Annotated in this window: 21 protein-coding genes; 15 read left to right on the top strand and 6 right to left on the bottom strand. The window is 69.3% G+C overall.

The window, feature by feature from the left end:
* Nucleotides 1–30 precede the first annotated feature (30 nt).
* The gene (locus tag BLO63_RS14185; protein ID WP_091441703.1) at nucleotides 31–1,206 is read right to left on the bottom strand and encodes a phosphoserine transaminase; all 1,176 of its coding nucleotides are present in this window, start codon (nucleotides 1,204–1,206) and stop codon (nucleotides 31–33) included.
* 310 nt (nucleotides 1,207–1,516) lie between these two features.
* On the opposite strand from BLO63_RS14185, the gene BLO63_RS14180 reads away from it, so the two are divergent.
* The 3 genes from BLO63_RS14180 (at nucleotide 1,517) to BLO63_RS14170 (ending at nucleotide 3,355) form a co-directional block, all read left to right on the top strand.
* On the top strand, nucleotides 1,517–2,122 hold the full coding sequence (locus BLO63_RS14180) for a hypothetical protein (protein WP_091441701.1): 606 nt from the start codon (nucleotides 1,517–1,519) through the stop codon (nucleotides 2,120–2,122).
* Nucleotides 2,123–2,315: 193 nt separating this feature from the next.
* Nucleotides 2,316–2,819 (top strand): invasion associated locus B family protein, encoded by a 504-nt coding sequence (locus BLO63_RS14175; RefSeq protein WP_091441699.1) that lies wholly within the window; start codon nucleotides 2,316–2,318, stop codon nucleotides 2,817–2,819.
* 41 nt (nucleotides 2,820–2,860) lie between these two features.
* Nucleotides 2,861–3,355 (top strand): SH3 domain-containing protein, encoded by a 495-nt coding sequence (locus BLO63_RS14170; protein ID WP_091441698.1) that lies wholly within the window; start codon nucleotides 2,861–2,863, stop codon nucleotides 3,353–3,355.
* A 25-nt stretch (nucleotides 3,356–3,380) separates the two neighbouring features.
* Here the strand turns inward: BLO63_RS14170 and BLO63_RS14165 are convergent, their stop codons facing one another.
* Nucleotides 3,381–4,088: an outer membrane protein gene (locus BLO63_RS14165; protein WP_091441696.1), complete on the bottom strand. Its 708-nt coding sequence runs from the start codon at nucleotides 4,086–4,088 to the stop codon at nucleotides 3,381–3,383.
* Between the two features lie 262 nt (nucleotides 4,089–4,350).
* Nucleotides 4,351–5,175, bottom strand: coding sequence for a tellurite resistance TerB family protein (locus BLO63_RS14160; protein ID WP_091441694.1), 825 nt, complete (start codon nucleotides 5,173–5,175; stop codon nucleotides 4,351–4,353).
* A 260-nt stretch (nucleotides 5,176–5,435) separates the two neighbouring features.
* Here BLO63_RS14160 and BLO63_RS14155 point away from each other — a divergent pair, with 260 nt between their 5' ends.
* From BLO63_RS14155 to BLO63_RS14130, 6 genes are all read left to right on the top strand, one after another.
* The gene (locus BLO63_RS14155) at nucleotides 5,436–6,686 is read left to right on the top strand and encodes a sarcosine oxidase subunit beta family protein (RefSeq protein WP_091442106.1); all 1,251 of its coding nucleotides are present in this window, start codon (nucleotides 5,436–5,438) and stop codon (nucleotides 6,684–6,686) included.
* Nucleotides 6,687–6,697: 11 nt separating this feature from the next.
* Entirely contained in the window at nucleotides 6,698–6,997 is a 300-nt protein-coding gene (locus BLO63_RS14150; protein ID WP_091441693.1) for a sarcosine oxidase subunit delta, read from the top strand.
* A 1-nt stretch (nucleotide 6,998) separates the two neighbouring features.
* Nucleotides 6,999–10,049, top strand: a complete 3,051-nt coding sequence (locus BLO63_RS14145; RefSeq protein ID WP_091441691.1) for a sarcosine oxidase subunit alpha — start codon at nucleotides 6,999–7,001, stop codon at nucleotides 10,047–10,049.
* Between the two features lie 10 nt (nucleotides 10,050–10,059).
* The gene (locus tag BLO63_RS14140; protein ID WP_244517878.1) at nucleotides 10,060–10,626 is read left to right on the top strand and encodes a sarcosine oxidase subunit gamma; all 567 of its coding nucleotides are present in this window, start codon (nucleotides 10,060–10,062) and stop codon (nucleotides 10,624–10,626) included.
* 149 nt (nucleotides 10,627–10,775) lie between these two features.
* On the top strand, nucleotides 10,776–12,140 hold the full coding sequence (locus BLO63_RS14135) for an L-serine ammonia-lyase (protein WP_091441688.1): 1,365 nt from the start codon (nucleotides 10,776–10,778) through the stop codon (nucleotides 12,138–12,140).
* A gap of 82 nt (nucleotides 12,141–12,222) precedes the next feature.
* Nucleotides 12,223–13,275, top strand: coding sequence for a GlxA family transcriptional regulator (locus BLO63_RS14130; RefSeq protein ID WP_091441686.1), 1,053 nt, complete (start codon nucleotides 12,223–12,225; stop codon nucleotides 13,273–13,275).
* Between the two features lie 10 nt (nucleotides 13,276–13,285).
* Here BLO63_RS14130 and BLO63_RS14125 read toward each other — a convergent pair whose 3' ends face one another.
* Nucleotides 13,286–14,011, bottom strand: a complete 726-nt coding sequence (locus BLO63_RS14125; RefSeq protein ID WP_091441684.1) for an anti-sigma factor — start codon at nucleotides 14,009–14,011, stop codon at nucleotides 13,286–13,288.
* Nucleotides 14,008–14,577 (bottom strand): sigma-70 family RNA polymerase sigma factor, encoded by a 570-nt coding sequence (locus BLO63_RS14120; protein WP_091441683.1) that lies wholly within the window; start codon nucleotides 14,575–14,577, stop codon nucleotides 14,008–14,010. The genes BLO63_RS14125 and BLO63_RS14120 overlap by 4 nt, the downstream gene beginning before the upstream one ends.
* Before the next feature lie 166 nt (nucleotides 14,578–14,743).
* On the opposite strand from BLO63_RS14120, the gene BLO63_RS14115 reads away from it, so the two are divergent.
* The 3 genes from BLO63_RS14115 to BLO63_RS14105 all read left to right on the top strand — a co-directional run bounded on the left by BLO63_RS14115 (nucleotide 14,744) and on the right by BLO63_RS14105 (nucleotide 18,325).
* The gene (locus tag BLO63_RS14115) at nucleotides 14,744–15,535 is read left to right on the top strand and encodes a DUF4394 domain-containing protein (protein WP_091441681.1); all 792 of its coding nucleotides are present in this window, start codon (nucleotides 14,744–14,746) and stop codon (nucleotides 15,533–15,535) included.
* A 190-nt stretch (nucleotides 15,536–15,725) separates the two neighbouring features.
* Nucleotides 15,726–16,985 (top strand): aromatic ring-hydroxylating oxygenase subunit alpha, encoded by a 1,260-nt coding sequence (locus BLO63_RS14110; RefSeq protein WP_091441679.1) that lies wholly within the window; start codon nucleotides 15,726–15,728, stop codon nucleotides 16,983–16,985.
* Between the two features lie 173 nt (nucleotides 16,986–17,158).
* On the top strand, nucleotides 17,159–18,325 hold the full coding sequence (locus tag BLO63_RS14105; RefSeq protein WP_091441678.1) for an FAD-binding oxidoreductase: 1,167 nt from the start codon (nucleotides 17,159–17,161) through the stop codon (nucleotides 18,323–18,325).
* 170 nt (nucleotides 18,326–18,495) lie between these two features.
* On the opposite strand, the gene BLO63_RS14100 is transcribed toward BLO63_RS14105, so the two are convergent.
* On the bottom strand, nucleotides 18,496–19,233 hold the full coding sequence (locus tag BLO63_RS14100; protein ID WP_091441676.1) for a hypothetical protein: 738 nt from the start codon (nucleotides 19,231–19,233) through the stop codon (nucleotides 18,496–18,498).
* 160 nt (nucleotides 19,234–19,393) lie between these two features.
* On the opposite strand from BLO63_RS14100, the gene BLO63_RS14095 reads away from it, so the two are divergent.
* The 3 genes from BLO63_RS14095 to BLO63_RS14085 all read left to right on the top strand — a co-directional run bounded on the left by BLO63_RS14095 (nucleotide 19,394) and on the right by BLO63_RS14085 (nucleotide 23,445).
* Complete coding sequence (locus BLO63_RS14095) at nucleotides 19,394–20,374, top strand: GlxA family transcriptional regulator (RefSeq protein WP_091441675.1); 981 nt, start codon at nucleotides 19,394–19,396, stop codon at nucleotides 20,372–20,374.
* Between the two features lie 125 nt (nucleotides 20,375–20,499).
* Nucleotides 20,500–21,285, top strand: coding sequence for a YoaK family protein (locus BLO63_RS14090; protein ID WP_244517877.1), 786 nt, complete (start codon nucleotides 20,500–20,502; stop codon nucleotides 21,283–21,285).
* A gap of 120 nt (nucleotides 21,286–21,405) precedes the next feature.
* Nucleotides 21,406–23,445, top strand: a complete 2,040-nt coding sequence (locus tag BLO63_RS14085; RefSeq protein WP_091441672.1) for an NADH:flavin oxidoreductase — start codon at nucleotides 21,406–21,408, stop codon at nucleotides 23,443–23,445.
* The last annotated feature ends 5 nt before the right edge of the window (nucleotides 23,446–23,450 follow it).

Here is a 23,450-nt window from a genome sequence, read left to right as displayed (position 1 = left end):
TTGCGTCAGCGGCGGGGGAGGCGCGAGGGATCAGGCGGCCTGCTTGAGGCCCGCCTTGGCGCTGGCGAAGGCCCAGTCGAGCCAGGGCAGCAGCGCGGCGAGATCGGAGGCCTCGACCGTGGCGCCCGCCCAGATGCGCAGGCCCGCCGGCGCGTCGCGATAAGCGCCGATGTCATAGGCGACGCCGGCCTTTTCCAGAGACGCCGCCAGCGCCTTGGCGAAGGCCGCCTGCGCGTCCGGCGCCAGCGCCTTCACCTCGGGGTCGGCGACCACGAGGCACACGCTGGTGTTGGAGCGGGTTTCCGGCACCGTGGCGAGGAAGTCGATCCACGGCGTCTTCGCCACATAGTCGGCGAGCACCTTGAAATTGGCGTCCGAGCGCGCCTGCAGGCCCTTGAGCCCGCCGACCGCCTTCGCCCAGTTCAGCGCGTCGAGATAGTCTTCGACGCAGAGCATGGACGGGGTGTTGATGGTCTCGCCCTCGAACGTGCCCTCGATCAGCTTGCCGCCCTTGGTCAGGCGGAAGATCTTCGGCAGCGGCCAGGCCGGCACATAGCTCTCCAGCCGCTCGACCGCGCGCGGCGAGAGGATCAGCATGCCATGCGCGGCTTCCCCGCCCAGCACCTTCTGCCAGCTATAGGTCACGACATCGAGCTTGGCCCAGTCGAGGTCCTGCGCGAACACCGCCGAGGTGGCGTCGCAGATGGTCAGGCCCTGCCGGTCGGCGGGAATGAAATCGGCGTTCGGCACCCGCACGCCCGAGGTGGTGCCGTTCCAGGTGAACACCACGTCATGGTCGAAATTCACTTGGCCGAGGTCGGGCAGCTCGCCATAGCCGGCCTTGAGGATACGGGCGTCCTTGAGCTTGAGCTGCTTGACGACATCCGTCACCCAGCCTTCGCCGAAGCTTTCCCAGGCCAGCAGGTCGACCGGGCGGGCGCCGAGCAGCGACCACAGCGCCATCTCGACCGCGCCGGTGTCGGAGGCGGGAACGATGCCGATGCGGTAATCGGCGGGAATTTGGAGAATTTCGCGGGTGAGGTCGATGGCGAGCTTCAGCTTCGCCTTGCCGACCTTGGCACGGTGCGAGCGGCCGAGCGGAGCATCGCTCAAGGCCTCAAGCGTCCAACCGGGCCGCTTGGCGCAGGGGCCGGACGAAAAATTGGGATTGGCCGGCTTCACAGCCGGCTGCGCGGTAATCGTCATGATAGCCATCCTTCCAGATGGGAGCCCCTCGGTGGGGAGGGGTAGCCCGGGGAGCGAGTTACTCCCGCCGCCGCTGAAACGCAAGCGGCATTTCTCCGAACGCACCACCCGCCCCGCGCGAGCCGTCCGCAAGCGGGCGCAGCGACAGCCCGCCATGGTGCGCACTTTTCCGTGGCGTCGCCCGCCGCAATCGCCAAAGCTGGGCACCACGCGGTCGCTCTCACCGGGAGGGCTGCGACAACATGCCGGAGGGGGCCGATCACGCTCTCGGCCGGCACTGAGGGACGGACAGCACCAAGAGGGACGCAGGATGAGTTCGATCGACTCCCCGGACGATGTCACCATGGACTATAGCGAGCGCGAAGCCGTGGCCGTGTTCAGCTCGGAGGCCGCCCTGCACGCGGCGGTCGATTCGCTGCTGCAGCTTGGCCTCGAAGAAAAGGACATGAGCGTTCTCGGCGCGCATGGCGCTTTCGCGCTGAAGCCGCTCAGCGCGCTCGAAGACTCCGGCGACGTTCCGCGCGGCGCCTATGTGGCTGCGGATGAACGGACGGAAGGCCTCGCCGCGTTGGCCGGTGGCCCGGCGCTGGTCGCGGGCCTGTGCGCGGCGCTGGTCGCCGGCACCGGCGGCGCGGCGCTGATTCCCGCCATTGCCGTCACCGCCGGCGGCACCGCGGCGGGCGGCGTGGTCGGCCTGCTGCTCGCCCGCGCCTTCGGCCGCAAGCACGCCGCCTTTGTCGAGCGCCAGATCGGCGATGGCGGGCTGCTGCTGTGGGTGCATGCTCCCGACGCGGCCAAGGACGCGGAGATCGCCGCCATCCTCACCGCCAAGGGCGGCAAGGACGTGCATTTCCACGAGGTCCAGCGCCAGTGGACGCTGCACGCCCTGAACCCCGATCCGCTGCTGCGGCTCTGATCTGCCGGCCATCCCGGCGCGACGGGCGACCCGCAGCGGCCGCCCGTTCTTGCCCCTCGGCGGCCGCGAAACCGTCGCCGGAGCGCCGCCTGTCCACATTGTGATCGCGTTCCGGCCGCGTGCCTTAACGCGGTCTTAACGCTGAACGACAAGTCTCCTGCGCTGAACCACAGACGAGAGGAGGCTTCCCCCCATGATTGGACGGACCGCCATCGCACTGAGTGTGATGTTCCTTGCCAGCACCGGCGCCATGGCTGCCAAGCCGACAGCAATGGGCGAGTACAAGGACTGGAGCGCCTGGCGCTTCAACGTCGACGGCAAGCCGCAATGCTACACGATCAGCACGCCGACCTCGGCCAAGCCCGAGCGGCTTACCCATGGTGATGTCACATTCTTCGTTACCGCCCTGCCCGACACCGCGCAGCGCACCGAGGTGAGCTTTCAGACCGGCTACAATTTCGCCAGCGGCTCGCAGGTCGTCGCCAGCATCGGCGACGACAAATTCGTGATGATGACCGAAGGCAGCAGCGCCTGGCTGCGGCGGGCCGAGCGCGAACCGGCCTTTCTCGAAGCCCTGCGCGGCGGCAGCGAGATGAACATCAGCGCCACCTCGGCGCGCGGCAACGACACGAGCTACGTGTTCTCGCTCAACGGCGTCACCGCCGCCACCAACCGCATCCTCTCCGGCTGCCGTTGAAAGGCCGACCGGCGCGGCAGGGAGCCACAGGGGGCAGGGTCGTGAGGAAGGGGGTCGCCAAGGCGCTTTTCGTCCTCGCGGCCCTGTTTCTGTCCCAGGCGCCGGCGTTCGCCGAGCGCGCGCTGCCCTATTTCGCCACGCTCAGGAACGCGGTGACGAATGTGCGCGTCGGGCCGGGCGTCGCCTATCGCGTGAGCTGGGTGTTCCATCAGCGCGGCTGGCCGGTCGAGGTGGTCAACCGCTACGGCAACTGGCGCCGCATCCGCGACAATACCGGCGATGTCGGCTGGGTGCACAGCGCGCTGCTCACGGTGCGCCGGGCGGCGGCGATCCGCACCCGCGACAACCAAAATGTCGCCCTGCGCGCCGCTCCCGAGGCGGAAGCCGCCATTCGTGCCTATCTCGCGGCCAATGTGCTGGTGCGCCCGACGAGCTGCGCGGGCGGGTGGTGCGCGGTGGAGGTGACCGGCCACGACCTCGACGGTTTCGTGCAGCAGACCCGGCTCTGGGGCGTCTATCCCGACGAGAACTTCTGACGGCACGGCTGCCTGAAAGCGCGCGTCAGTCGAACAGGTAGCGCACGCCGAGCCGCACCTCATGCGCCGCCTGGCTGATCTGCGACAGCACGCCGCCCATCTCGGCATTCTCGATGCTGAGATAGCGGTAGCCGAGATCGAGCTGCCAGTTCGGCGCCAGCGTCACCGTGCCGCCGGCCATCAAAGCCCAGGCGAGGCCCCAGCCCTCGGCATCGGCGGCGCCCGAGAGCGCGACATGGCTGGCGCCAAGGCCCGCCCCGACATAGGGGGTGAGCCCGTGCCAGGTGCCGAGATCGAGATAGAGATTGGCCAGCAGCGTGGTCGCGCTGGCCTCGCCGCGCCACCCGCGCACGGAAAAATCCGCCGGGCTGCGGTAATCGGCGGTGAGATCGACCCGCATGAGGTCGCTGAGCCGCGCGCCGACACCGAGGCCGAACACGCCGGCATCATCCAGAGGGAGGTGCCCGGCACCGCCGGCATCGGCCGATTCGTTGAACACGAAGCCGATATCGCCGCGCAGATACCAGAAGCGGGAGTCCTCGATTTCAGGCGCGAGAGCCAGCAGGTCGTCGGCCAGCAGATCGTCGGCCAAAAGGTCGTCGGCACCCATCGCGTCGATCGGGTCCGCCGCCTGCGCCACGCCACCCAGCAGCATCACCGCCAGCGCCGCCGCCAGCAGCCGGCTTTCCCGACGCAGGTCCGCCCCACGCTTCAACGCCCCGAACTCACGCATGCAATCATCCCGGATGAGCCGGGAGATTCCCGGCGCTCTTCGACGGCTGCACTGTGCCCGCGACTGATTAAGAGGGGCTTAACCTTAACGCTTAACCTTGATTACATCGGGCGGACCCCTTGGTCCTGCCCCAGGCAAGCCGGAACGGCTTTGCCCCAGGCAAGCCCGCAGGGCTTTGCCTCGGGCGGAGCCCTTGGTCCTGCCCGGGGGCGGGGCGCCAGCCCCTGCCGCCCCCCTCGCCATCAAATGATGCGACGCCGCCTCAGCCCAGCCGTGCCGCGCGGGCGCTGGCTTCCAGATGCGGCACCAGCGCCGGGTCGAGCTTCAGCGCCGTCGCCAGCCGAGCGAGGAACACCCGCTCCGAGGTGGTGTCGGCGTCGATGGCGAGCAGAGCGGTCATGTAGACCTCGGCCGCCTGCTCGGGCGAGGTGGCCTCACCGGCCAGCGCCTCGGGCGTCGCCGGCGCGCCAAGTTCCGCCGTGAGGAAGCGCTCGGCCTCGTCGAGCTGGGACCCACCCAGCTTGGCGGAGATGGCGGCGCGCTCGGCCTCGTCGACATGGCCGTCGGCGAGCGAGGCGGCGATCATCGTGCGCAGCAGCGTCACGTCGAAATGGCTGCGCTCGGCCTGCGCGGGGTGAAAGGGCGACTGCGCCGGGGGAAGCTGGGTCGGCACCGGCTCGGCCGCCGTCTGCTGCGGCTGCTGGCCCTGCTGGTAGTTCTGGTAAGCCTTGTAGGCGAGCGTGCCGACGAGCGCGAGGCCGCCGAGCTTCATGGCGCTGCCGGCCATCTTGCGCCCGCCCTTGCTGCCGAGCACCAGCGACACCAGCGCGCCGGCCGCCGCGCCGGAGGCGAGCGAGCCGCCATTAGTACCGAGGTATTCCTTGGCCCGACCCACAAGGTCGCCCGCGCCGGACGCGCCCGCCCCGGGGGGCTGCGCGTTGGCGCTACCGGTGATGCCGCCCGTCAGCCCGCCGAGCAGGCCACCCAGCGGGTTCTGCGGCGCCGGGACGCCGCCCTGCGCGCCCGCCTGCGGCGTGAGGAACTGGTCGAGCAGCCGCTTGGCGTCGAAACTACCGCTGTTGAACATGGTGCATCCCGTGTTGATGTCTGCGCTCGGAGGTAGGGAGCGATCATGGCTTCCGCAAGGAAAGCGCGCCCGCGCCCATCACCAGCGCGTGAGGACGCGGCCGCTTCCTTCCCTTCGCGGCGATGTCGCATCCAATGTCGCATTCGTTCAACGCCAGCGCCGAAACAATGCTCGCCTCCGCGGCGGCGGCGCGCAACCATGCGGCTCAGGTTCAAGGCGGTCCTGGCACCGCAGGCATCTATCTTCCGTCGGAGGCGACTGTGCAGAAATTCTCCGGCTTCGAGCTGTTCCGTCGCGCGCTGGGTGGCCACAAGAGCTGGCAGCCCCAGTGGCGCAATCCCGAGCCGAAGGCCGAATACGATGTCATCATCGTCGGCGCCGGTGGCCACGGCCTAGCGGCGGCCTATTACCTCGCCAAGGAACACGGCATCACCAATGTCGCGGTCATCGAGCGCGGCTGGCTCGGCGGCGGCAATACCGGCCGCAACACCACCATCGTGCGCTCGAACTACCTGTTCGACGAGAGCGCCGCGCTGTACGAGCACGCGGTGAAGCTGTGGGAAGGCCTGTCGCAGGACATCAACTACAACGTCATGTATTCGGCGCGCGGCGTGTTGATGCTGGCGCACAACCACCATGACGAAATCAGCTTCAAGCGCCATGTCCACGCCAACCGGCTGAACGGCGTCGACAATGAATGGCTCACCGCCGAGCAGGTGAAGGAATTCTGCCCGCCGCTCAACATCACGAGCATGCGCTACCCCATCATCGGCGGCGCGCTGCAGCGGCGCGGCGGCACGGCCCGCCACGACGCGGTGGCCTGGGGCTTTGCCCGCGCGGCGGATTCGCGCGGCGTCGACATCATCCAGAACTGCGAAGTCACCGGCATCCGCCGCAACGCCTCCGGCGCAGTGGAAGGGGTCGAGACCTCGCGCGGCTTCATCCGGGCGAAGAAGGTGGGCGTCTCCGCCGCCGGCCACACCAGCGTTGTCATGGCGATGGCCGGGCTGCGCATGCCGCTGGAGAGCTATCCGCTGCAGGCGCTGGTGTCGGAGCCGGTGAAACCCGCCTTCCCGACCGTTGTAATGAGCAACACCATCCACGCCTATATCTCGCAATCCGACAAGGGCGAGATGGTGATCGGTGCCGGCACCGACGCCTACACCTCCTATTCCCAGCGCGGCGCGCTGCACATCACCGCGCACACGCTCGACGCCATCTGCGAACTCGTCCCGCAGTTCCGGCGCCTGCGCATGCTGCGCAACTGGGGCGGCATTGTCGACGTGACGCCCGACCGCTCGCCGATCATCGCCAAGACCCCGGTGCCGGGCCTCTATGTCAATTGCGGCTGGGGCACGGGCGGCTTCAAGGCGACGCCGGGCTCCGGCCATGTCTTCGCCCACACCATCGCCAGGGACGCCCCGCACGCCATCAACGCGCCGTTCACGCTGGAGCGTTTCCGCGACGGGTTCCTGATCGACGAAGCGGCCGCCGCCGCCGTCGCGCATTGAGGATCTGAGCCATGCTCATCATCACCTGCCCCTGGTGCGGCGCCCGGCCGGAAGTCGAATTCCGCTATGGCGGCGAGGCGCATATCGCCCGCCCGGCCGACCCCTCCGCCCTCACCGACCAGGAATGGGCGGATTTCCTCTACAACCGCACCAATCCCAAGGGCCTGCACGCCGAGCGCTGGCGCCACATCCATGGCTGCGGCCGCTATTTCAACGCGCTGCGCGACACGGTGAGCGACTTCTTCGTCACCACCTACAAGGCCGGCGAGCCGCGCCCGGATATCGACGCCTCCAGCGGCGGGAACCCGTGACATGACCAACCGCTTCCGCACCGCCTCGGGCGGGCGCATCGATCGCGCCGCGCCGCTGTCCTTCCGCTTCGACGGGCAGACCTATTCCGGCTTTGCCGGCGACACGCTGGCCTCGGCGCTGATCGCCAATGGCGTGCACCTCATTGGCCGCTCGTTCAAATATCACCGCCCGCGCGGCTTCCTCTCCGCCGGCTCGGACGAGCCGAACGCGCTGGTCAATGTCGCCCGCGACGCCGCCCGCGCCGCGCCGAACCTGCGCGCGACCCAGGTCGAACTGCATGAGGGGCTGAAGGCGCAGAGCCAGAACCGCTGGCCCTCGCTCTCTTTTGATGCCGGCGCGGTCAACGACCTCGCCTCGCCCTTCCTGCCCTCGGGCTTCTACTACAAGACCTTCATGTGGCCGGCCGGCGCCTGGAAGCGCTTCTATGAGCCGAAGATCCGCGCCATGGCCGGCCTCGGCGTCGCCCCTGAGCTGCCGGACCCGGACCGCTACACCCAGAACCACGCCCATTGCGACGTGCTGGTCGTCGGCGCCGGCCCGGCCGGCCTGGCCGCCGCGCTCGCCGCCGCCGAGAGCGGGGCAAAGGTCATCCTGTGCGACGAGCAGGCGGAACTGGGCGGCTCGCTGCTGTCGGAAATCTCGGCGACCATCGAAGGCCAGAAGGCCACCGACTGGCTGGCGGCGACGCTGGCGAACCTCGCCGGCCGCGACAACGTCACCCTGCTGCCGCGCACCACCGCCTTCGGCTATTTCCCGCACAACCTCATCGCGCTGGCCGAGCGCGTGACCGATCATCTCGCCACCCCCGGCACGGCGCTGCCGCGCGAGCGGCTGTGGCAGGTGCGGGCCCGGGAAGTGGTGATCGCCGCCGGCGCGCTGGAGCGCCCGCTGGTGTTCCCGGACAATGACCGGCCCGGCGTGCTGCTGGCCGATTCCGCCCGCACCTACGCCAATCGCTATGGCGCGAAGGTCGGCGAGCGCGCGGTGATCTTCACCGCCTGCGATGCCGGCTACCGCGCCGCGCTCGACCTCAAGGCTGCCGGCGTCACCATCTCAGCCATCGCCGATCTGCGTGCTGAGGTGTCAGGCGAACTCCCGGCCCGGGCCCTGGCCGCCGGCATCGATGTGCGCCCCTCCACCGTACTGGTGGGCGCCAAGGGCCGGCTGCGGGTCTCCTCCGCCCAGCTCGCCAAGGTGAAGAATGGCGCGGTCGGCCCGACCGAGACCATCGCCTGCGACAGCGTGCTGATGTCTGGCGGCTTCACGCCGAGCGTACACCTGTTCTCGCAGTCGCGCGGCAAGCTCGTCTGGGACGGCGCGGCCGGCGCCTATCTGCCCGGCACCTCGGTGGAGCGCGAGCGCTCCGCTGGCGCCTGCCGGGGCGTCCATGGCCTGCAGCGCGTGCTAGAGGATGGCTATGCCCAGGGCGAGGCGGCAGCCAAGGCCTCCCGCGACCATGCCTCCCCCGCGCGCGGCGCCACGCCGGCCCCGGCCACGCCCTCGCGCGCCTTCGCGGCGAACGCGGAAGATCTCGGCAGCGCCGGCTTCATCGGCGCCACCCCGCACGGGCGCAACCCGGCGCTGGCCAAGGCCTTTGTCGACTGGCAGAACGACGTCACCTCCAAGGATATCCTGCTCGCCACCCGCGAGGGCATGCGCTCGATCGAGCATGTGAAGCGCTACACCACCACGGGCATGGCGACCGATCAGGGCAAGACCTCGAACATGAACACCCTCGGCATCGTGTCCGAGGCGCTTGATACGCCGGTGCCGAAGATCGGGCTCACCACTTTCCGCCCGCCCTTCACCCCCACCACTTTCGGCATCTTCGCCGGGGCGGCGCGCGGCGATGTGTTCGATCCGCTGCGCAAGACCGCGATCCACGACTGGGCCGCCGAGCACGGCGCCGCCTTCGAGGATGTCGGCAACTGGAAGCGCGCGCATTACTTCCCCCGCGCGGGAGAAGGCGGACGCATGGAAGATATGCACGCCGCCGTCGCCCGCGAATGCAAGGCGGTGCGCGCCAGCGTCGGCATGTTCGACGCCTCCACCCTCGGCAAGATCGAAATCGTCGGCCCGGATGCCGCCGAGTTCATGAACCGCATGTACACCAATGCCTGGGCCAAGCTGGAGCCCGGCCGGCTGCGCTACGGCGTCATGCTGCGCGAGGACGGCTTCGTCATGGATGACGGCGTGGTCGGCCGCATGGCGGCGGACCGCTTCCACGTCACCACCACCACAGGCGGTGCGCCGCGCGTGCTGGCGCATATGGAGGACTACCTCCAGACCGAATGGCCGGATCTCGACGTGTGGCTCACCTCCACCACCGAGCAGTGGTCGGTGATCGCCGTGCAGGGGCCGAAGGCGCGCGAGGTGATCGCCCCGCTGATCGAGGGCATCGACCTCTCCAAGGAAGCCTTCCCGCATATGTGCGTGCGCGAAGGCACCATTCTCGGCGTGCCGACGCGGCTGTTCAGCGTCTCCTTCACCGGCGAGCTCGGCTTCGAGATCAACGTGCCTTCCACCTATGGCAGGGCGGTGTGGGAGGCGGTGTATGCGGCGGGCGAGCGCTTCGGCATCACGCCCTATGGCACCGAGACCATGCATGTGCTGCGGGCCGAGAAGGGCTACATCATCGTCGGCCAGGAAACGGACGGCACCGCGACGCCGGATGACGCCAATCTCGGCTGGGCGGTCGGCAAGGCGAAGAAGGACTTCGTCGGCAAGCGCTCGCTCGCCCGCGACGCCATGTCGGCGCCGGACCGCCGGCAGTTGGTCGGCCTGAAGACCACCGACCCCAAAGTGGTGCTGGAGGAAGGTGCGCAGATCGTCGCCGATCCTTCCGCCCCGGTGCCGGTGCCGATGCTCGGCTTCGTCACCTCCTCCTATCACAGCGCCGTTCTCGGCCGCTCCATCGCGCTGGCCATGGTCAAGGGCGGGCGGGCGCGCATCGGCCAGAAGCTCATGGTGCCGATGCCGACCCACGCCATTGAGGTCGAGGTGGTCGAGCCGGTCTTCTACGATCCCAAGGGGGAACGCCTCAATGGTTGAGAGCCCGAGCATGACCCTTCCCCTCGCCCCCGCCCGCCCGCTCACAGCGCTCGCCGCCGCCTCCCGCGATGTCGCAGCGGCGCGACTTGTCGCGCTGGGCGATGCCGCCCGGCTGGTGTTTCGTGGCCGCGAGGCGGCGATCGGCCCGGCCGGCGAGGCCTTCGGCGTCGCCCTGCCGCGCGAGTCCTGCCGCTTCAATGCAGCGGGTGGCCGCTTCGCCTTCTGGCTCGGCCCGGATGAGTGGCTGCTGCTCGCCCCCGGCGCTGAGGCCGCGCCCATCTTCGCCGCGATCGAGGCCGCCACGTCAGGCCTGCCGCACTCCTTGGTCGATGTCTCGGCGCGCAGCGTCGGCATCGAGATCGCGGGCGAAAGGGCCGCGTTCGTGCTGAACCAGGGCAACCCGCTGGACCTGTCGCTCGACGCCTTCCCGGTCGGCATGTGCACGCGCACCGTGTTCCACAAGGCGGAAATCGTGCTGGTGCGCCACGCCCCTGACGTGTTCCACATTGATGTCTGGCGCTCCTTCGCGCCCTATGTCTGGGAACTGCTGGAAGACGCCCGCCGCGAACTGGCCTGAGATTTGCCGATCAGAACCTGAATTCGACACACCAGACACTCAACGTCATCCCGAACGGCCGCAGGCCGATCCGGGATCGCGACCAGACGGAGAGCGATCCCGGCTCTCCGCTCCGCTCCGGCCGGGATGACGAAGCGGGTTAAGCGTCCATGATCAGCGCCTTCGAGCTCTTCAAGATCGGCATCGGCCCCTCCTCCTCGCACACGGTGGGGCCGATGCTGGCCGCGTTGCGCTTTGCCGAGAGCCTCGCGGCGGACGACCTGCTGGCGCGCACCGCCCGCGTGGAAGTGGTGCTCTATGGCTCGCTCGCCTGGACCGGCAAGGGCCACGGCACCGACAAGGCTGTTATGCTCGGCCTTGCCGGCAACCACCCGCGCAATGTCGACCCCGACCAGGCGGAGGCGCTCATCGCCGGCGTGGCGGAGGATGGCCGCCTGCCGCTCGCCGGCAGCCATGGCATCGGCTTTGAGGTCCCCCGCGACATCGTCTTCGATGGCGTCTCGCCCACCCCGCAGCACCCGAACACGCTCGCCTTCCGCGCCTTCGCCGGCGATGGCGGGCTGCTCAACGAGGCGCGCTGGTGCTCCATCGGCGGCGGCTTCGTCGTGCCCGAGCACGAGGTCGGCCAGCCGCCGGCCGCCGATGAGGCCGCCCTGCCCTATCCCTTCCGCAATGCCCGCGAGCTGCTGGCGCTCGCCGCACGCGAAAACCTCTCCATCGCCGAGCTTGTCCTCGCCAATGAGCGGGTCCGCCGCCCGCCGGCCGAGGTCGAGGCGCGGCTCGACGGCGTGGTCGAGGCGATGATGGCCTGCATCGACCGCGGCCTTGCCACTTCGGGCGAGCTGCCCGGCGGGCTGCACGTCAAGCGCCGGGCCAAGGCGATCCGCGACAGCCTTCTCGCCCGCAATGCCCCGACCCCGCATGAGATCATGGACTGGGTCAGCCTCTACGCCATCGCGGTGAACGAGGAGAACGCCGCCGGCGGCCGGGTCGTCACCGCCCCCACCAATGGCGCGGCGGGCGTGGTGCCGGCGACGCTGCGCTATTATCGCGACCACTGCCCCGGCGCCAACCGCGAGGGGCTGCACGTCTTCCTGCTCACCGCCACCGCCATCGGCGCGCTGTTCAAGATCAACGCCTCGATCTCAGGCGCCGAGGTCGGCTGCCAGGGCGAGGTTGGCGTTGCCTGCTCGATGGCGGCGGGCGGGCTCGCCGCCGCGCTCGGCGGCACCCCAGCGCAGGTGGAGAACGCCGCCGAGATCGGCATGGAGCATCACCTCGGCATGACCTGCGACCCCATTGGCGGGCTGGTGCAGGTGCCCTGCATCGAGCGCAACGCCTTCGGCGCCATCAGCGCGGTCAACGCCGCCTCGCTGGCCCTGCATGGCGACGGCACCCACATCGTCTCGCTCGACAAGGTCATCGTCACCATGCGCGAGACCGGCCGCGACATGGCCTCGAAATACAAGGAAACCTCGCTGGGCGGCCTCGCCGTGAACCTGCCGGAATGCTGAACCCATGCGCCGCGACCGGGCATCTGCACTCCCCTTGCTACCTGAGGCGGCAAATTTGCTATGCTACCTGCAGGAGCAGGCCATGAACCAGCAGCGACCCACCTCTCCCGGCCTCACCCACACCGCGCACGCGGCGGCGCCGGCGCTGAATGTCGGCTTCATCCTGGCCGACAATTTCACCCTGTCCGCCTTCTCGCTGATGGTCGACCAGTTCCGCCTCGCCGCCGATGATGGCGACCGCTCGCGCCCCATCCTCGCCCGCTGGCAGGTGATGGCCTCGAAGCAGGAGCCGATCCGCGCCAGCTGCGGCATCACCGTGGCGCCCTCCGGCCCGCTCGCCGACCCGGCGAACTTCGCCTACATCATCGTCGTCGGCGGCCTGCTGCAGGGCGGCCAGCAGCTCGACGAGGAGAGCATCGCCTATCTCAAGCGCGCCGCCCGCGCCGGGGTGCCGCTGGTCGGCGTCTGCACCGGCAGCTTCATCCTGGCCCGCGCCGGGCTGATGACCGGGCGGCGCTGCTGCGTCTCCTGGTATCACTATCAGGACTTCATGGAGGAATTTCCCCACCACACCCCGGTGGCGGACCGGCTCTATGTCATTGACGGCGACCGCATCACCTGCGCCGGCGGCGGCGGCGCGGCCGATCTCGCCACCGCGCTGGTGGAGAAGTTTCTCGGCCGCTCCATCGCCCAGAAGAGCCGCCATGTGCTGCTGCTCGACCGCCAGCGCCCCGGTACCGAATCCCAGCCGCACCCGCCGATCGCCGATCTGGTGGCCGATGACCGTGTGCGGCGCGCGCTCCTGATGATGGAGCAGCACCTCGCCGACCCGTTGCCCATTGCCGACATCGCCCGCCGGCTGCAGCTCTCCACCCGCCAGCTGGAGCGCCTGTTCCAGACCGTGATGGGCCAGCGCCCGGCCGAGTTCTACCGCCGGCTGCGGCTGCGCTATGCCCGCTTCCTGCTCGACACCACAGGCCGCTCGGTGACGGATATCGCGCTGGAGGCCGGCTTTTCCGATTGCGCGCATTTCTCCCGCCAGTTCAAGGCCCAGCACGGCTTCACCCCGTCCGATGCCCGCGCCCGCGCGCCGGTGGCCGTGCAGAGCATGGCGGCGCAGCGTCTGTTCGAGTAACGGCCCGCCGTCAGATCCCCACCTCGGTCGGGCTGGCATTGCCCTTCATCAGGATCGGCCCGGTCGGGCGCCCGGTGGGCGAGCCGCCCGCCGGCTCCAGCGTCACCTCATAGAGCTGCGCGGCGGCGGGGCGCGGCAGGCCCTCGACGCTCAGCTCGACATTGCGCATCGCCTCCAAGAGGCCGACCGAAACCGGCCCGCGCTCGCGGTCCCACAGCGTCCACACCTGCAGCGATTTGCCTTCCGGCGCCTTGAGCGCGCTCAGAGCCAGCAGCTCGGTGCGCCCGTCGCGGAAGGCGTTGACCACCGCCGCCGGCTGGTTCTGGTCGGAGAGCAGCACCGCCACCAGCACCGGCGCCTGCGCCGCCTGCCGCGCCAGCTGCACCGTGCCAATCGCGAGCAGCAGCAGCGCCGCCGAGGCCGCCAGAGCGTAGCCGCGCCACAGGCTGAGACTTTCCCACCATGCTGCCAGCCGCGAGGGGCGGACGGGCGCCGGGCGCGCCGCCTTCGGTACCGGCGCCGCCAGCGCCGCGTCGATGCGCGGCCACAGCGCCGGATCAGGCGTCACCGGGGCGGCAGTGGCATCCAGTTCGGCGAGGCGCGCCCGCCACAGCTCCACCTGCACGGCGAGCCCAGCGTCGCGCGCCAGCCTTTCCTCGCAGCGGCGCATCTCCTCGGGTTCGAGCAGGCCGAGCACATATTCGCTCGCCAGCCGGTCGCGCTCGTCGGCGCTCATGTCATGCACTCCCGAAGGGTGAGCAGGCTGCGGCGTATCCACGCCTTGGCGGTGCCGAGCGGCACGCCGAGCCTTCCCGCCAGCTCGCCATGGGTCAGCCCGCGCATATAGGCGAGCAGGATCGCCCGCCGCCGCGCCGGCTCCAGCCGGTCGAGGCAGCGCCTGAGCGCGCTGGCCTCGGAGAGCGCCATGACAAGCGTCTCGGCATCGGCCTCCTCGCTGGCCGGCTCGATCGCCTCGAAATCGCCGACCAGTTCCATCCGCCCCTCGCCGCGCAGCAGGTTGAGCGCAGTGTTGCGCAGGATGGCGAAGGCCCAGGAGGTCGGCTTGCCGCGTGCCGGGTCAAAGCTGCCGGCCTTTTCCCAGATGCGCAGGAAGGTGTCGTGCACCACCTCGTCGGCGAGATCGCGCCGGCGCAGCATGCGCAGCGCCACGCCGGTCATCTTTGGCGCCAGCCGGTCATAGAGAAGCTGCAGCCCGGCGCGCTCGCCGCGCGCGCAGAAGCGCAGCGCCTCGGCAAGCTCGTCATCGGCGGCGCCTTCAACGGTGGGCAGCAGGGTCGTCATCGGGCGGCTCCCGCAAAGTAAGGCTTGTTACTCTTACGCCCCGTCCTCGGTTTCGGATGCAACGAGAAGAGATTTTTTCGCGTCCTTCTGCATCCGCCGGCGATTCCCGCGTGTAGCCGCTCCGTCCCAGCCGACACAGGTTCGGCGCGAAACGGAGTTCGACACCATGAAAAGCTCGATGATCGCCCTCACCTTCAGCGCGTTCACCTTCACCGGCCTCGCCCTCGCCGGCGGCGCGCAGGCGCAGACTGTCGCCGCCCTGCTCGACGGCAACAGGATCGCCCTCGTCGACGTCAAGGCCGCCAAGGTCGGCACGCCGGTGACGGTCGCCGGCGACGGTAAGCTCGTCGGCATCGATGTGCGCCCGGCCGACGGCCTGCTGTACGGCCTGTTCGCCGACGGCACCGTCGTCACCATCGATCCCATGAGCGGCAAGGCGATGAAGAAGTCCACGCTCGCCACCATGCTGCCGGCCGGCTCCATGGCCACGGTCGACTTCAACCCGGTGGCCGACCGGCTGCGGGTCATCGGCAGCGACGGCACCAATCTTCGCGCCAATGTCGACGACGGCAAGGTGACGACGGACGGCGTGCTGAACTACGCCGAGGGCGACATGCACAAGGGCAAGGCCTCGAAGATCGTCGCCGGCGCCTACACCAATTCGGTGAAGGGCACCAAGGAAACCGCGCTCTACGACATCGACGCCACCGCCGGCACGCTGGTCAAGCAGGCCCCGCCCAATGACGGCGTGCTCAATTCCGTCGGCACGCTCGGCGTTGCCGGCGACGCCTTCGCCTTCGACATCGTCACGACAGCGGCCGGCGCCAATGAGGGCTGGCTGATGGCTGGCGACACGCTCTATTCGGTCGATCTTTCCACCGGCAAGGCCACGAGGGTGGGCAAGATCGCCGGGGTCGAGGGCAAGGTGCACGACATCGCCATCCTGCCGGCGATGTGAACCCTTCCACCTCCTGCGAACCAAAGCGAGGGCGGCGCGGCGACGCGCCGTCCTTTCGGCGTTGCGGACACCGTGACAAATGTCGCGTCCAGCAAATTGTCTGTCGTTTCCAGAGAAGTCGCCCGCGCGCTTCCGTCGAACAATTCCAGACGACAAGCGGGGCCGCGAACCCGCGCGAGGAGAACAGACGATGCTGGATTCGACCGCCACCCCGCTGAAGACGCTGCTGCGCCGCCGCAAGCCGGGCTACAGCCTGGAGGCGCCGTTCTACACCAGCCCCGAGATCTTCGCGGCGGATATGGACGTGATCTTCGGCCATCACTGGCTCTTCGTCGGCGTCGATCCCGATATCCCCGAGCCGGGCGACGCCATGACGCTGAACATCGGCAAGGCCAGCATCTTCCTGGTGCGCGACGATGATGGCGAGGTCCGCGCCTTCCACAATGTGTGCCGCCACCGCGGCGCGCCGATCGTGCACGACTACAAGACCACGGTCGGCAACCTCGTCTGCCGCTACCATTCCTGGACCTATGGCCTCGACGGCAAGCTGCTCGCCGCCTCGCATATGGGCGAGGATTTCGACGCCTCCTGCCATGGCCTGAAGCCGGTGCATGTGCGCTCGCTGGAAGGGCTGCTGTTCGTGTGCCTGGCTGACGAGCCGCCGGAAGATTTCGAGGTGATGGCGGCGAAGATGGCGCCCTATCTCGCCCCGCATGATCTCAAGAACGCCAAGGTCGCGTTCGAGAAGGACATCATCGAGCCCGGCAACTGGAAGCTCACCATGGAGAACAACCGCGAGTGCTATCACTGCGCGGGCAACCATCCCGAGCTGACCGTGCCGCTCTTCGCCTATGGCTTCGGCTTCGCCCCCGAAGAACTGGACGAGCACGAGCGCAAGGAGGCCGAGGATTACGACAAGCTGCTGAAGGCGAGCCATCGCGAATGGGAAAGCTGCGGCTTCCCCTCCACGCTGATGGAACATCTCGACGACATGGCGACCGGCTTCCGCACCGAGCGCCTGCCGCTGGCCGGCGACGGCGAGAGCCATACCAACGACACCAAGGCCGCGTGCAAGAAGCTGCTCGGCCGCATCAACGACCCCAAGCACGGCGCGCTGCATTTCTGGACCCAGCCGAATTCCTGGCACCATTTCATGTCCGACCATGCGGTGGTGTTCTCGGTGCTGCCGCTGGATGCCGAGCGCTCGCTGCTGCGCACCAAATGGCTGGTGCACAAGGACGCGGTGGAAGGGGTCGACTACACGATCGAGAACCTCACCGGCGTGTGGGACGCCACCAATGACCAGGATTCGGAACTGGTCGGCTATTGCCAGGACGGCGCCCGCAGCCCGGCCTATGAGCCCGGCCCCTACTCGCCGCACACCGAGATGCTCGTGGACAAGTTCTGCAACTGGTACGTCAACCGGATGACCGCGCATCTGGGTCGCTGAGGGCGGCGGGCCGCCTCTTCCCTCTCCCCGTCGGGGAGAGGTGGCCGGCGAAGCCGGTCGGTGAGGGGCGACGGCACGGACGATCGGAAATCCCTCACCCCGACCCTCTCCCCCATGGGGAGAGGGAGCCTCGCCCGCCCACTGGCGCGAATTGACCCGACGAGATAGCCCCCATGCACGCGCCCACCCCGACCGTCTTGCCCGACCCCGCCGCGCTGCGCCTGACCGGCGCGCTGGCCGAGTGGAACCCGGAAGCCGACGACACCCTCCTGGTCCTCGCCATCCGCGAGGAGACGCCCGACGTGAAGACCTTCGTGCTGGCGCCGAGGGACCCGTGCATCTTCCACTACCGGCCCGGCCAGTTCCTCACCCTGGAGCTGGAGATCGGCGGCGAGAGCGTCAACCGCTGCTACACCATCGCCTCGGCGCCGACGCGTCCGCACACCCTCGCCATCACGGTCAAGCGCGTGCCGGGCGGGCCGGTGTCGAACCATCTGCACGACCAGATCAAGGTCGGCTCCACCCTGCGCGCCGTCGGGCCGATGGGCGAGTTCTCCTGCTTCACGCAAGGAGCCCCCGCGCCGGCGCCGAAATACCTGTTCCTGTCGGGCGGCAGCGGCATCACCCCTGTGATGTCGATGGCCCGCACCTTCCATGATCTCGGCACGCCGCGGGACATCGTCTTCGTCCACGCCGCCCGCTCGCCCGCCGACATCATCTTCCGCGACGAGCTGGAGCTGATGGCGCGCAACCAGCCGGGCAGCTTCCGCTTCGCCCCGATCTGCGAGGCCGACAGCGTGCGCGCGCCGTGGCACGGCCTGCGCGGCCGGGTCAGCCTCGGCGTGCTCGAACATGTCGCGCCCGACTATGCCGAACGCGAAATCTTCGTCTGCGGCCCGGCGCCGTTCATGAAGGCGGTGCGCGAGATGCTGAAGGGCGCCGGCTTCGACATGTCGCGACACCATGAAGAGAGCTTCGACTTCGCCGAACTGGCCCGGGCCGAGCCCGAACTGGCGGCGGAGGTGGTCTCGGCCGAGCTGCTGCAGGCGGTGCCCGAGGCGCTGGAGGTGCCGGTCGTCACCTACACGATCGAATTCGCCAAGCAGAAGCGCTCGATCGAGTGCCGCTCCGACATGTTCGTGCTGGATGCCGCCCGCCGCGCCGGGGTGCGCCTGCCCTCCTCCTGCTCGAAGGGGCTGTGCGGCACCTGCAAGTCCAAGCTCATTGAGGGCACGGTCGAGATGAAGCATGGCGGCGGCATCCGCCAGCGCGAGATCGACGCCGGCATGGCGCTTTTGTGCTGCTCGAAGCCGACCAGCAACCTCGTCGTGGACCGCTGAGCGGACCCACCCCACGTCATCCTGGTAAAGACGTCATCCCGACAGAGCGTCATCCGGGTAAAAACGTCATCCCGGAAGGGCGGCAGGCCCTGTCCGGGATCGCTTGGGAGTGGTGGCGCCCGATCCCGGCGCGACGCCTCCGGCCCCGTCCGGGATGGCCGCCCGAAACCTCAGCGCCAGAGGTCGAGCGCGCCGTTCACCGCCTGCTTCATGCCGTCATAGGCGCGGTTGGTGCCCTCCACCGTCCGGTCGACGATTTCGCTCGCGGTGGGGATCGGCGGCAGGCCGAGAAAGCCCTCCTTGGGCTCCTCCACCCGCGCGACCACAGGCGCCGGCGGCACCACCGGCGGGGCAGCGGCCAGATCGCGCGGCATACCGACCGGCGCGGCGGCAGGCTCGGTAGCCGGCTCCGGCGGCAGCGGCTGCGCACCCACCACCAGCGGCGCGGGCGCGTGCGTCACCATCGGGTCGCGGCTGTCGCAGCGGGCGCCGCACTGGTCGAAGCGCTCGACCCCGGCCGGCAGCGAGGCCACCGTGATGTCGCTGGAGAGCGGCGCCTCGGCGCTCGCCGTGCGGGCGGCGGCCGGCTTGGCGGCGGCCTTCTGCGGCGGCTTGTAGACCGCGCCGGGCTCGATGGCGCGGATCATGGTGGGAATGTCGAGCTGGTCGCCCTTCTCGCTCGGCTCTTCGGCGAGATCGATCGGCTGCGCCACCAGCCGGGCCAGCGTCTTCACGCTCTCCTGCGCCTGGAGCGCGCTGGCCTCGTCGGCCTTGCCGCGCGCATAGCCATTGCCCTCGGCGATCACATAGGTGCCGGCGGCGATGGCCAGCGCGAAGCCGACGGGCAGCATGACGCGGCCCGGCAGCCAGGACTGGAAGGTGGAGCGCGAGCGCATCATGGACCGCATGGAAGGAATCCCCAATTATCTCGTCGCATTTCTCCCTGCTATGGCGACGATTTTGCGGCATGATTGGTGCCGGTCGGTGGCCAAGCGGGGGTAATCCTGCGCGCCCTTTTCCCAACATGATCGCCTGTAACCTTCGGCAACGCTCTCCGGGTGCCCTGACGTGCTCGACACCGCCTCCCTCACCCGCATCGGCTTCCTCACCCTGCCGAACCATTCGATGATCGCCTGCGCCAACGCGCTGGAGGCGCTGCGCATGGCCAATTACGTCACCGAGGGCGAGCTCTATTCCTGGCGCATCCTGACCCTGGACGGCACGCCCGCCATCGCCAGCAACGGCCTGAGCCTGTCGCCCACCCATGCGTTGGCCGAGGCCGGCCCGCTCGACCTGCTTCTGGTCTGCGGCGGCACGGATGTGCGCCACGCCGCCACCCCGGCCACCGCCGACGCGCTGCGTCGCCTCGCCCGGCGCGGCGTCGCGCTTGGGGCGCTGTGCACCGGCAGCTTTGTCCTGGCCGAGGCCGGGCTGCTGGATTTCTACCGCTGCGCCGTCCATTGGGAAAACCTGCCGGCGCTGCGCGAGGAATTTCCCCGCATCGATTTCGTCGAGGAGGCCTTCGCCATCGACCGCGACCGGCTCACCTGCACCGGCGGCGTGGCGCCGCTGGAAATGATGCTCACCCTGATCGAGGCCAAGGGCGGCCGCGCTCTGGCCGACAAGGTGTCGGAGCAGTTCATCGTTGATCGCGCCCCGCGCCGGGCGGAAAAGGTGGCCGCCCGCCCGCGCCCGCTGCTGCCCGACCCGACGCTGGCCCGCGCGGTGCGGCTGATGGAGGCCGCCATCGAGCAGCCGCTCGGCGTCTCCGGCATCGCCAACCGGCTCGGCGTCTCCGCCCGCCAGCTGGAGCGGCTGTTCCAGCGCCATCTCGGCGTCGCCCCGGCGGCCTATCAGCTGCGGCTGCGGCTGGAGCGGGCGCGCGAATTGCTGCGCCTCTCGCCGCTGCCCGTCACCGATGTCGGCCTTGCCTGCGGCTTCCAGTCGGCGGCGCATTTCTCCACCGTCTATGCCCGCCATTTCGGCCGCCCACCCAGCCGCGAGCGGCGCGAGGCGCTGCCCCCGGCGCCCGTCCGCAGCGGCGGCTGAGCGCACCGCACGCACTTGTCCGCTCTGGCGCCGGCCGGTTCGTGGTATTAATTACACAGGGCAGTTGCCCCCCTGAGCGCGGTCCCCGCCGCGTGCGGTCCTGACTGCGCCGGATGAATGCGCCTATGAATGCGCCCGTGAACCCGACCGGCTATCGCAAGCTGGCCGCCCGCTACAGCGACCTGACCTCCGGCATGCTGGCGCCCGAGCGCACGCCGCTCGCCGATGCCTGGCTCGGCCTGCCGATGACCTTCGTCGCCGGCGCCACCAATGCCGGCGGGCTGCTGGCGGTGGGCCAGTACACCTCGCACATGTCCGGCATCATCTCCTCCGCCGCCGACCAGGCGGTGCTGGGCGCGATGGACCTCGTTCTCGCCGCCGCCGGCGCGCTCACCGCCTTCGTCGTCGGCGCCGCCGTCTCGTCGCTGCTGGTGAACTGGGGCCGGCTGCATGTCGCCGGCCGCGAATATTCGCTCCCCCTGACGCTGGAAGCGCTGCTGCTGCTGGCCTTCGCCGCCATCGGCCCGTTCACCCGCACCTCCGGCCTCATGCTCGGCCTCGCCGTGGCGGTGCTGTGCTTCATCATGGGGCTGCAGAACGCCACCGTGACCAAGATGTCGGGCGCCAAGATCCGCACCACCCACATGACCGGCATCGTCACCGATATCGGCATCGAGCTCGGCAAGCTGTTTTATTCCAACCGCCGCCGGCGGCGCGGCGCCGGTGCCCCGCTGGTGCTGGCCGACCGCGAGAAGCTGAAGCTGCTCAGCTATTTCCTCGCCGCCTTCTTCGTCGGCGGCGTCGTCGGCGCGGTGGGCTTCAACTATATCGGCTTCGTCTTCGCGGTGCCGCTGGCGCTGCTGGTGCTGGCGCTGGCCGGCCCCTCGGCGCTGCGCATCCTGCTGCGCTGAGCGGCTCGGTCGCAACGCTACCGGCGCGATGGCGCAAATCTTCTGTCCGGCATAGGCGCATGCGACCTATCGTGTCAGGACGGGTTTAGAATGCGTAGGCGAAGGAGCGCGCCCACCATCATGATCGCCAATGCCGAGGCACTTCTCAAACCCTTGACCATCAAGGGCCTCACCATCCGCAACCGGGTGATGTCGACCTCGCACGCGCCGGGCTACGGCAAGGACGGCAAGCCGCAGGAGCGCTACCAGCTCTACCACATGGAAAAGGCCAAGGGCGGCATCGGGCTGACCATGTTCGGCGGCTCGTCCTCGGTGGCGATCGACAGCCCCGCCGCGCCGTGGAACCAGATTTCCGTCACCGATGACAGCGTCATCCCCTATTTCCAGCAATTCGCCGAGCGGGTGCACGCCCACGGCGCCAAGCTGATGATCCAGCTCACCCATATGGGCCGGCGCACCAAATGGGACACGGAGAACTGGCTGCCGACGCTCTCCGCCTCGGTGCGGCGCGAGCCGGCCTCGCGCACCATTCCCCGCGCGATGGACAAAAACGACATCCGCCGGGTGGTGAAGGCCTTCGCCGACGCCGCCCGCCGCTGCAAGGAGGGCGGGCTGGATGGCTGCGAGATTTCCGCCGCCCATGGCCATCTGGTCGACCAGTTCTGGTCGCCTTCGGTCAACCAGCGCACGGATGAATATGGCGGCAGCCTGGAAAACCGCATGCGCTTCGGCCGGGAAGTGCTCACCGCCATGCGCGAGGCCACCGGCGACGACTATGTCATCGGCATGCGCATGTCCGGCGACGAGCTGATCGCCGACGGGCTGAACCATGAGGACTGCGTCGCCATCGCCACGGAATATGCGCGGGCGGGCCTGGTCGACTTCCTCAACGTGGTCGGCGGCCAGGCGCGGGACGAGATGTCCCATGCGCTGTCGCTGCCCAACATGTCCTTCCCCGTCGCGCCCTTCCTCTATCTGCCGAGCGCCATCAAGCGCGAGGTCGAGGTGCCGATCTTCCACGCCCAGCGCGTGACGGATCTGGCCACCGGCGCCCGCGCCGTCGCCGAGGGCCATGTCGACATGATCGCCATGACCCGCGCCCATATCGCCGACCCGCATCTGGTGAAGAAGCTGATGGAAGGCCGCGACGACGACATCCGCCAATGCGTCGGCGCCGGCTACTGCATCGACCGCATCTATGTCGGCGGCGACGCGCTGTGCCTGCAGAACGCGGCGACCGGCCGCGAGGCGACCATGCCGCACGTCATTCCCAAAGCGGAGGTGACGCGCAAGGTGGTGGTGGTCGGCGCCGGCCCGGCCGGGCTGGAAGCCGCCCGCGTCTGCGCCGAGCGCGGCCACAAGGTGGTGCTGTTCGAGAAGGAGCCGGTGGTCGGCGGCCAGATCAACATCGCCGCCAAGGCCACCTGGCGCGAGGCGCTGTCCGGCATTCCGCGCTGGCTGTTCTCGCAGGTTCAGAAGAAGGGCGTCGACATCCGCCTCGGCCATGCCGCGAGCGCGGACGACATCCAAGCCGAGCAGCCGGACGTGGTGATCATGGCCACCGGCGGCGTGCCCAATCTCGGCCATGCCAAGGGGCACGAGCACGCCGTCTCAACCTGGGACATCCTCACCGGCCGGGTCGAGCCCACCGGCTCGGTGCTGCTGTTCGACGAGATCGGCGGCCACAACGCCGCCTCCACCGCCGAGGCGCTGGCCAAGAAGGGCTGCCTGGTCGAGATGGTGACGCACGACGTACAGATCGCGCAGGAGGTCGGCACCACCAACAAGCCGGTGCATCTGCGCGAGCTCTACAAGCTCGGCGTGCTGATGACCCCCAATACCGAGCTGATCGAGATCTACCCGGAAGGCAACCGCCTCATCGCCGCCCTGCGCAACACCATGACCGAGGCGGAGGAAGAGCGCGTGGTCGACCGCGTCGTGGTCGATTACGGCACGCTCCCCGTCGACGCTGTGTTCGAGGCGCTGCGCGGCGCGTCCGTCAATGAGGGCGAGACCGATCTCGACGCCCTCATCGAAGGCCGCCCGCAACGCTGGACCGGCCAGCCCGGCTTCGCGCTCTACCGCGTCGGCGACGCCTGGACCGGCCGCAACATCCACGCCGCGCTCTACGATTCGCTCCGGCTCTGCAAGGATCTGTGAGGGCG

It is taken from the genome of Ancylobacter rudongensis (assembly GCF_900100155.1).
GTDB classification, from domain to species: Bacteria; Pseudomonadota; Alphaproteobacteria; order Rhizobiales; family Xanthobacteraceae; genus Ancylobacter; species Ancylobacter rudongensis.
This window is presented reverse-complemented; position numbering and strand designations above follow the sequence as displayed.

Excerpts from the sequence above, each read along its gene's own strand:
- BLO63_RS14185 (WP_091441703.1), bottom strand. The coding sequence starts at position 1,206 with ATGACGATTACCGCGCAGCCGGCTGTGAAGCCGGCCAATCCCAATTTT.
- BLO63_RS14180 (WP_091441701.1), top strand. The coding sequence starts at position 1,517 with ATGAGTTCGATCGACTCCCCGGACGATGTCACCATGGACTATAGCGAG.
- BLO63_RS14175 (WP_091441699.1), top strand. The coding sequence starts at position 2,316 with ATGATTGGACGGACCGCCATCGCACTGAGTGTGATGTTCCTTGCCAGC.
- BLO63_RS14165 (WP_091441696.1), bottom strand. The coding sequence starts at position 4,088 with ATGCGTGAGTTCGGGGCGTTGAAGCGTGGGGCGGACCTGCGTCGGGAA.
- BLO63_RS14160 (WP_091441694.1), bottom strand. The coding sequence starts at position 5,175 with ATGTTCAACAGCGGTAGTTTCGACGCCAAGCGGCTGCTCGACCAGTTC.
- BLO63_RS14150 (WP_091441693.1), top strand. The coding sequence starts at position 6,698 with ATGCTCATCATCACCTGCCCCTGGTGCGGCGCCCGGCCGGAAGTCGAA.
- BLO63_RS14145 (WP_091441691.1), top strand. The coding sequence starts at position 6,999 with ATGACCAACCGCTTCCGCACCGCCTCGGGCGGGCGCATCGATCGCGCC.
- BLO63_RS14140 (WP_244517878.1), top strand. The coding sequence starts at position 10,060 with ATGACCCTTCCCCTCGCCCCCGCCCGCCCGCTCACAGCGCTCGCCGCC.
- BLO63_RS14135 (WP_091441688.1), top strand. The coding sequence starts at position 10,776 with ATGATCAGCGCCTTCGAGCTCTTCAAGATCGGCATCGGCCCCTCCTCC.
- BLO63_RS14130 (WP_091441686.1), top strand. The coding sequence starts at position 12,223 with ATGAACCAGCAGCGACCCACCTCTCCCGGCCTCACCCACACCGCGCAC.
- BLO63_RS14125 (WP_091441684.1), bottom strand. The coding sequence starts at position 14,011 with ATGAGCGCCGACGAGCGCGACCGGCTGGCGAGCGAATATGTGCTCGGC.
- BLO63_RS14120 (WP_091441683.1), bottom strand. The coding sequence starts at position 14,577 with ATGACGACCCTGCTGCCCACCGTTGAAGGCGCCGCCGATGACGAGCTT.
- BLO63_RS14115 (WP_091441681.1), top strand. The coding sequence starts at position 14,744 with ATGAAAAGCTCGATGATCGCCCTCACCTTCAGCGCGTTCACCTTCACC.
- BLO63_RS14110 (WP_091441679.1), top strand. The coding sequence starts at position 15,726 with ATGCTGGATTCGACCGCCACCCCGCTGAAGACGCTGCTGCGCCGCCGC.
- BLO63_RS14105 (WP_091441678.1), top strand. The coding sequence starts at position 17,159 with ATGCACGCGCCCACCCCGACCGTCTTGCCCGACCCCGCCGCGCTGCGC.
- BLO63_RS14100 (WP_091441676.1), bottom strand. The coding sequence starts at position 19,233 with ATGCGGTCCATGATGCGCTCGCGCTCCACCTTCCAGTCCTGGCTGCCG.
- BLO63_RS14090 (WP_244517877.1), top strand. The coding sequence starts at position 20,500 with ATGAATGCGCCCGTGAACCCGACCGGCTATCGCAAGCTGGCCGCCCGC.
- BLO63_RS14085 (WP_091441672.1), top strand. The coding sequence starts at position 21,406 with ATGATCGCCAATGCCGAGGCACTTCTCAAACCCTTGACCATCAAGGGC.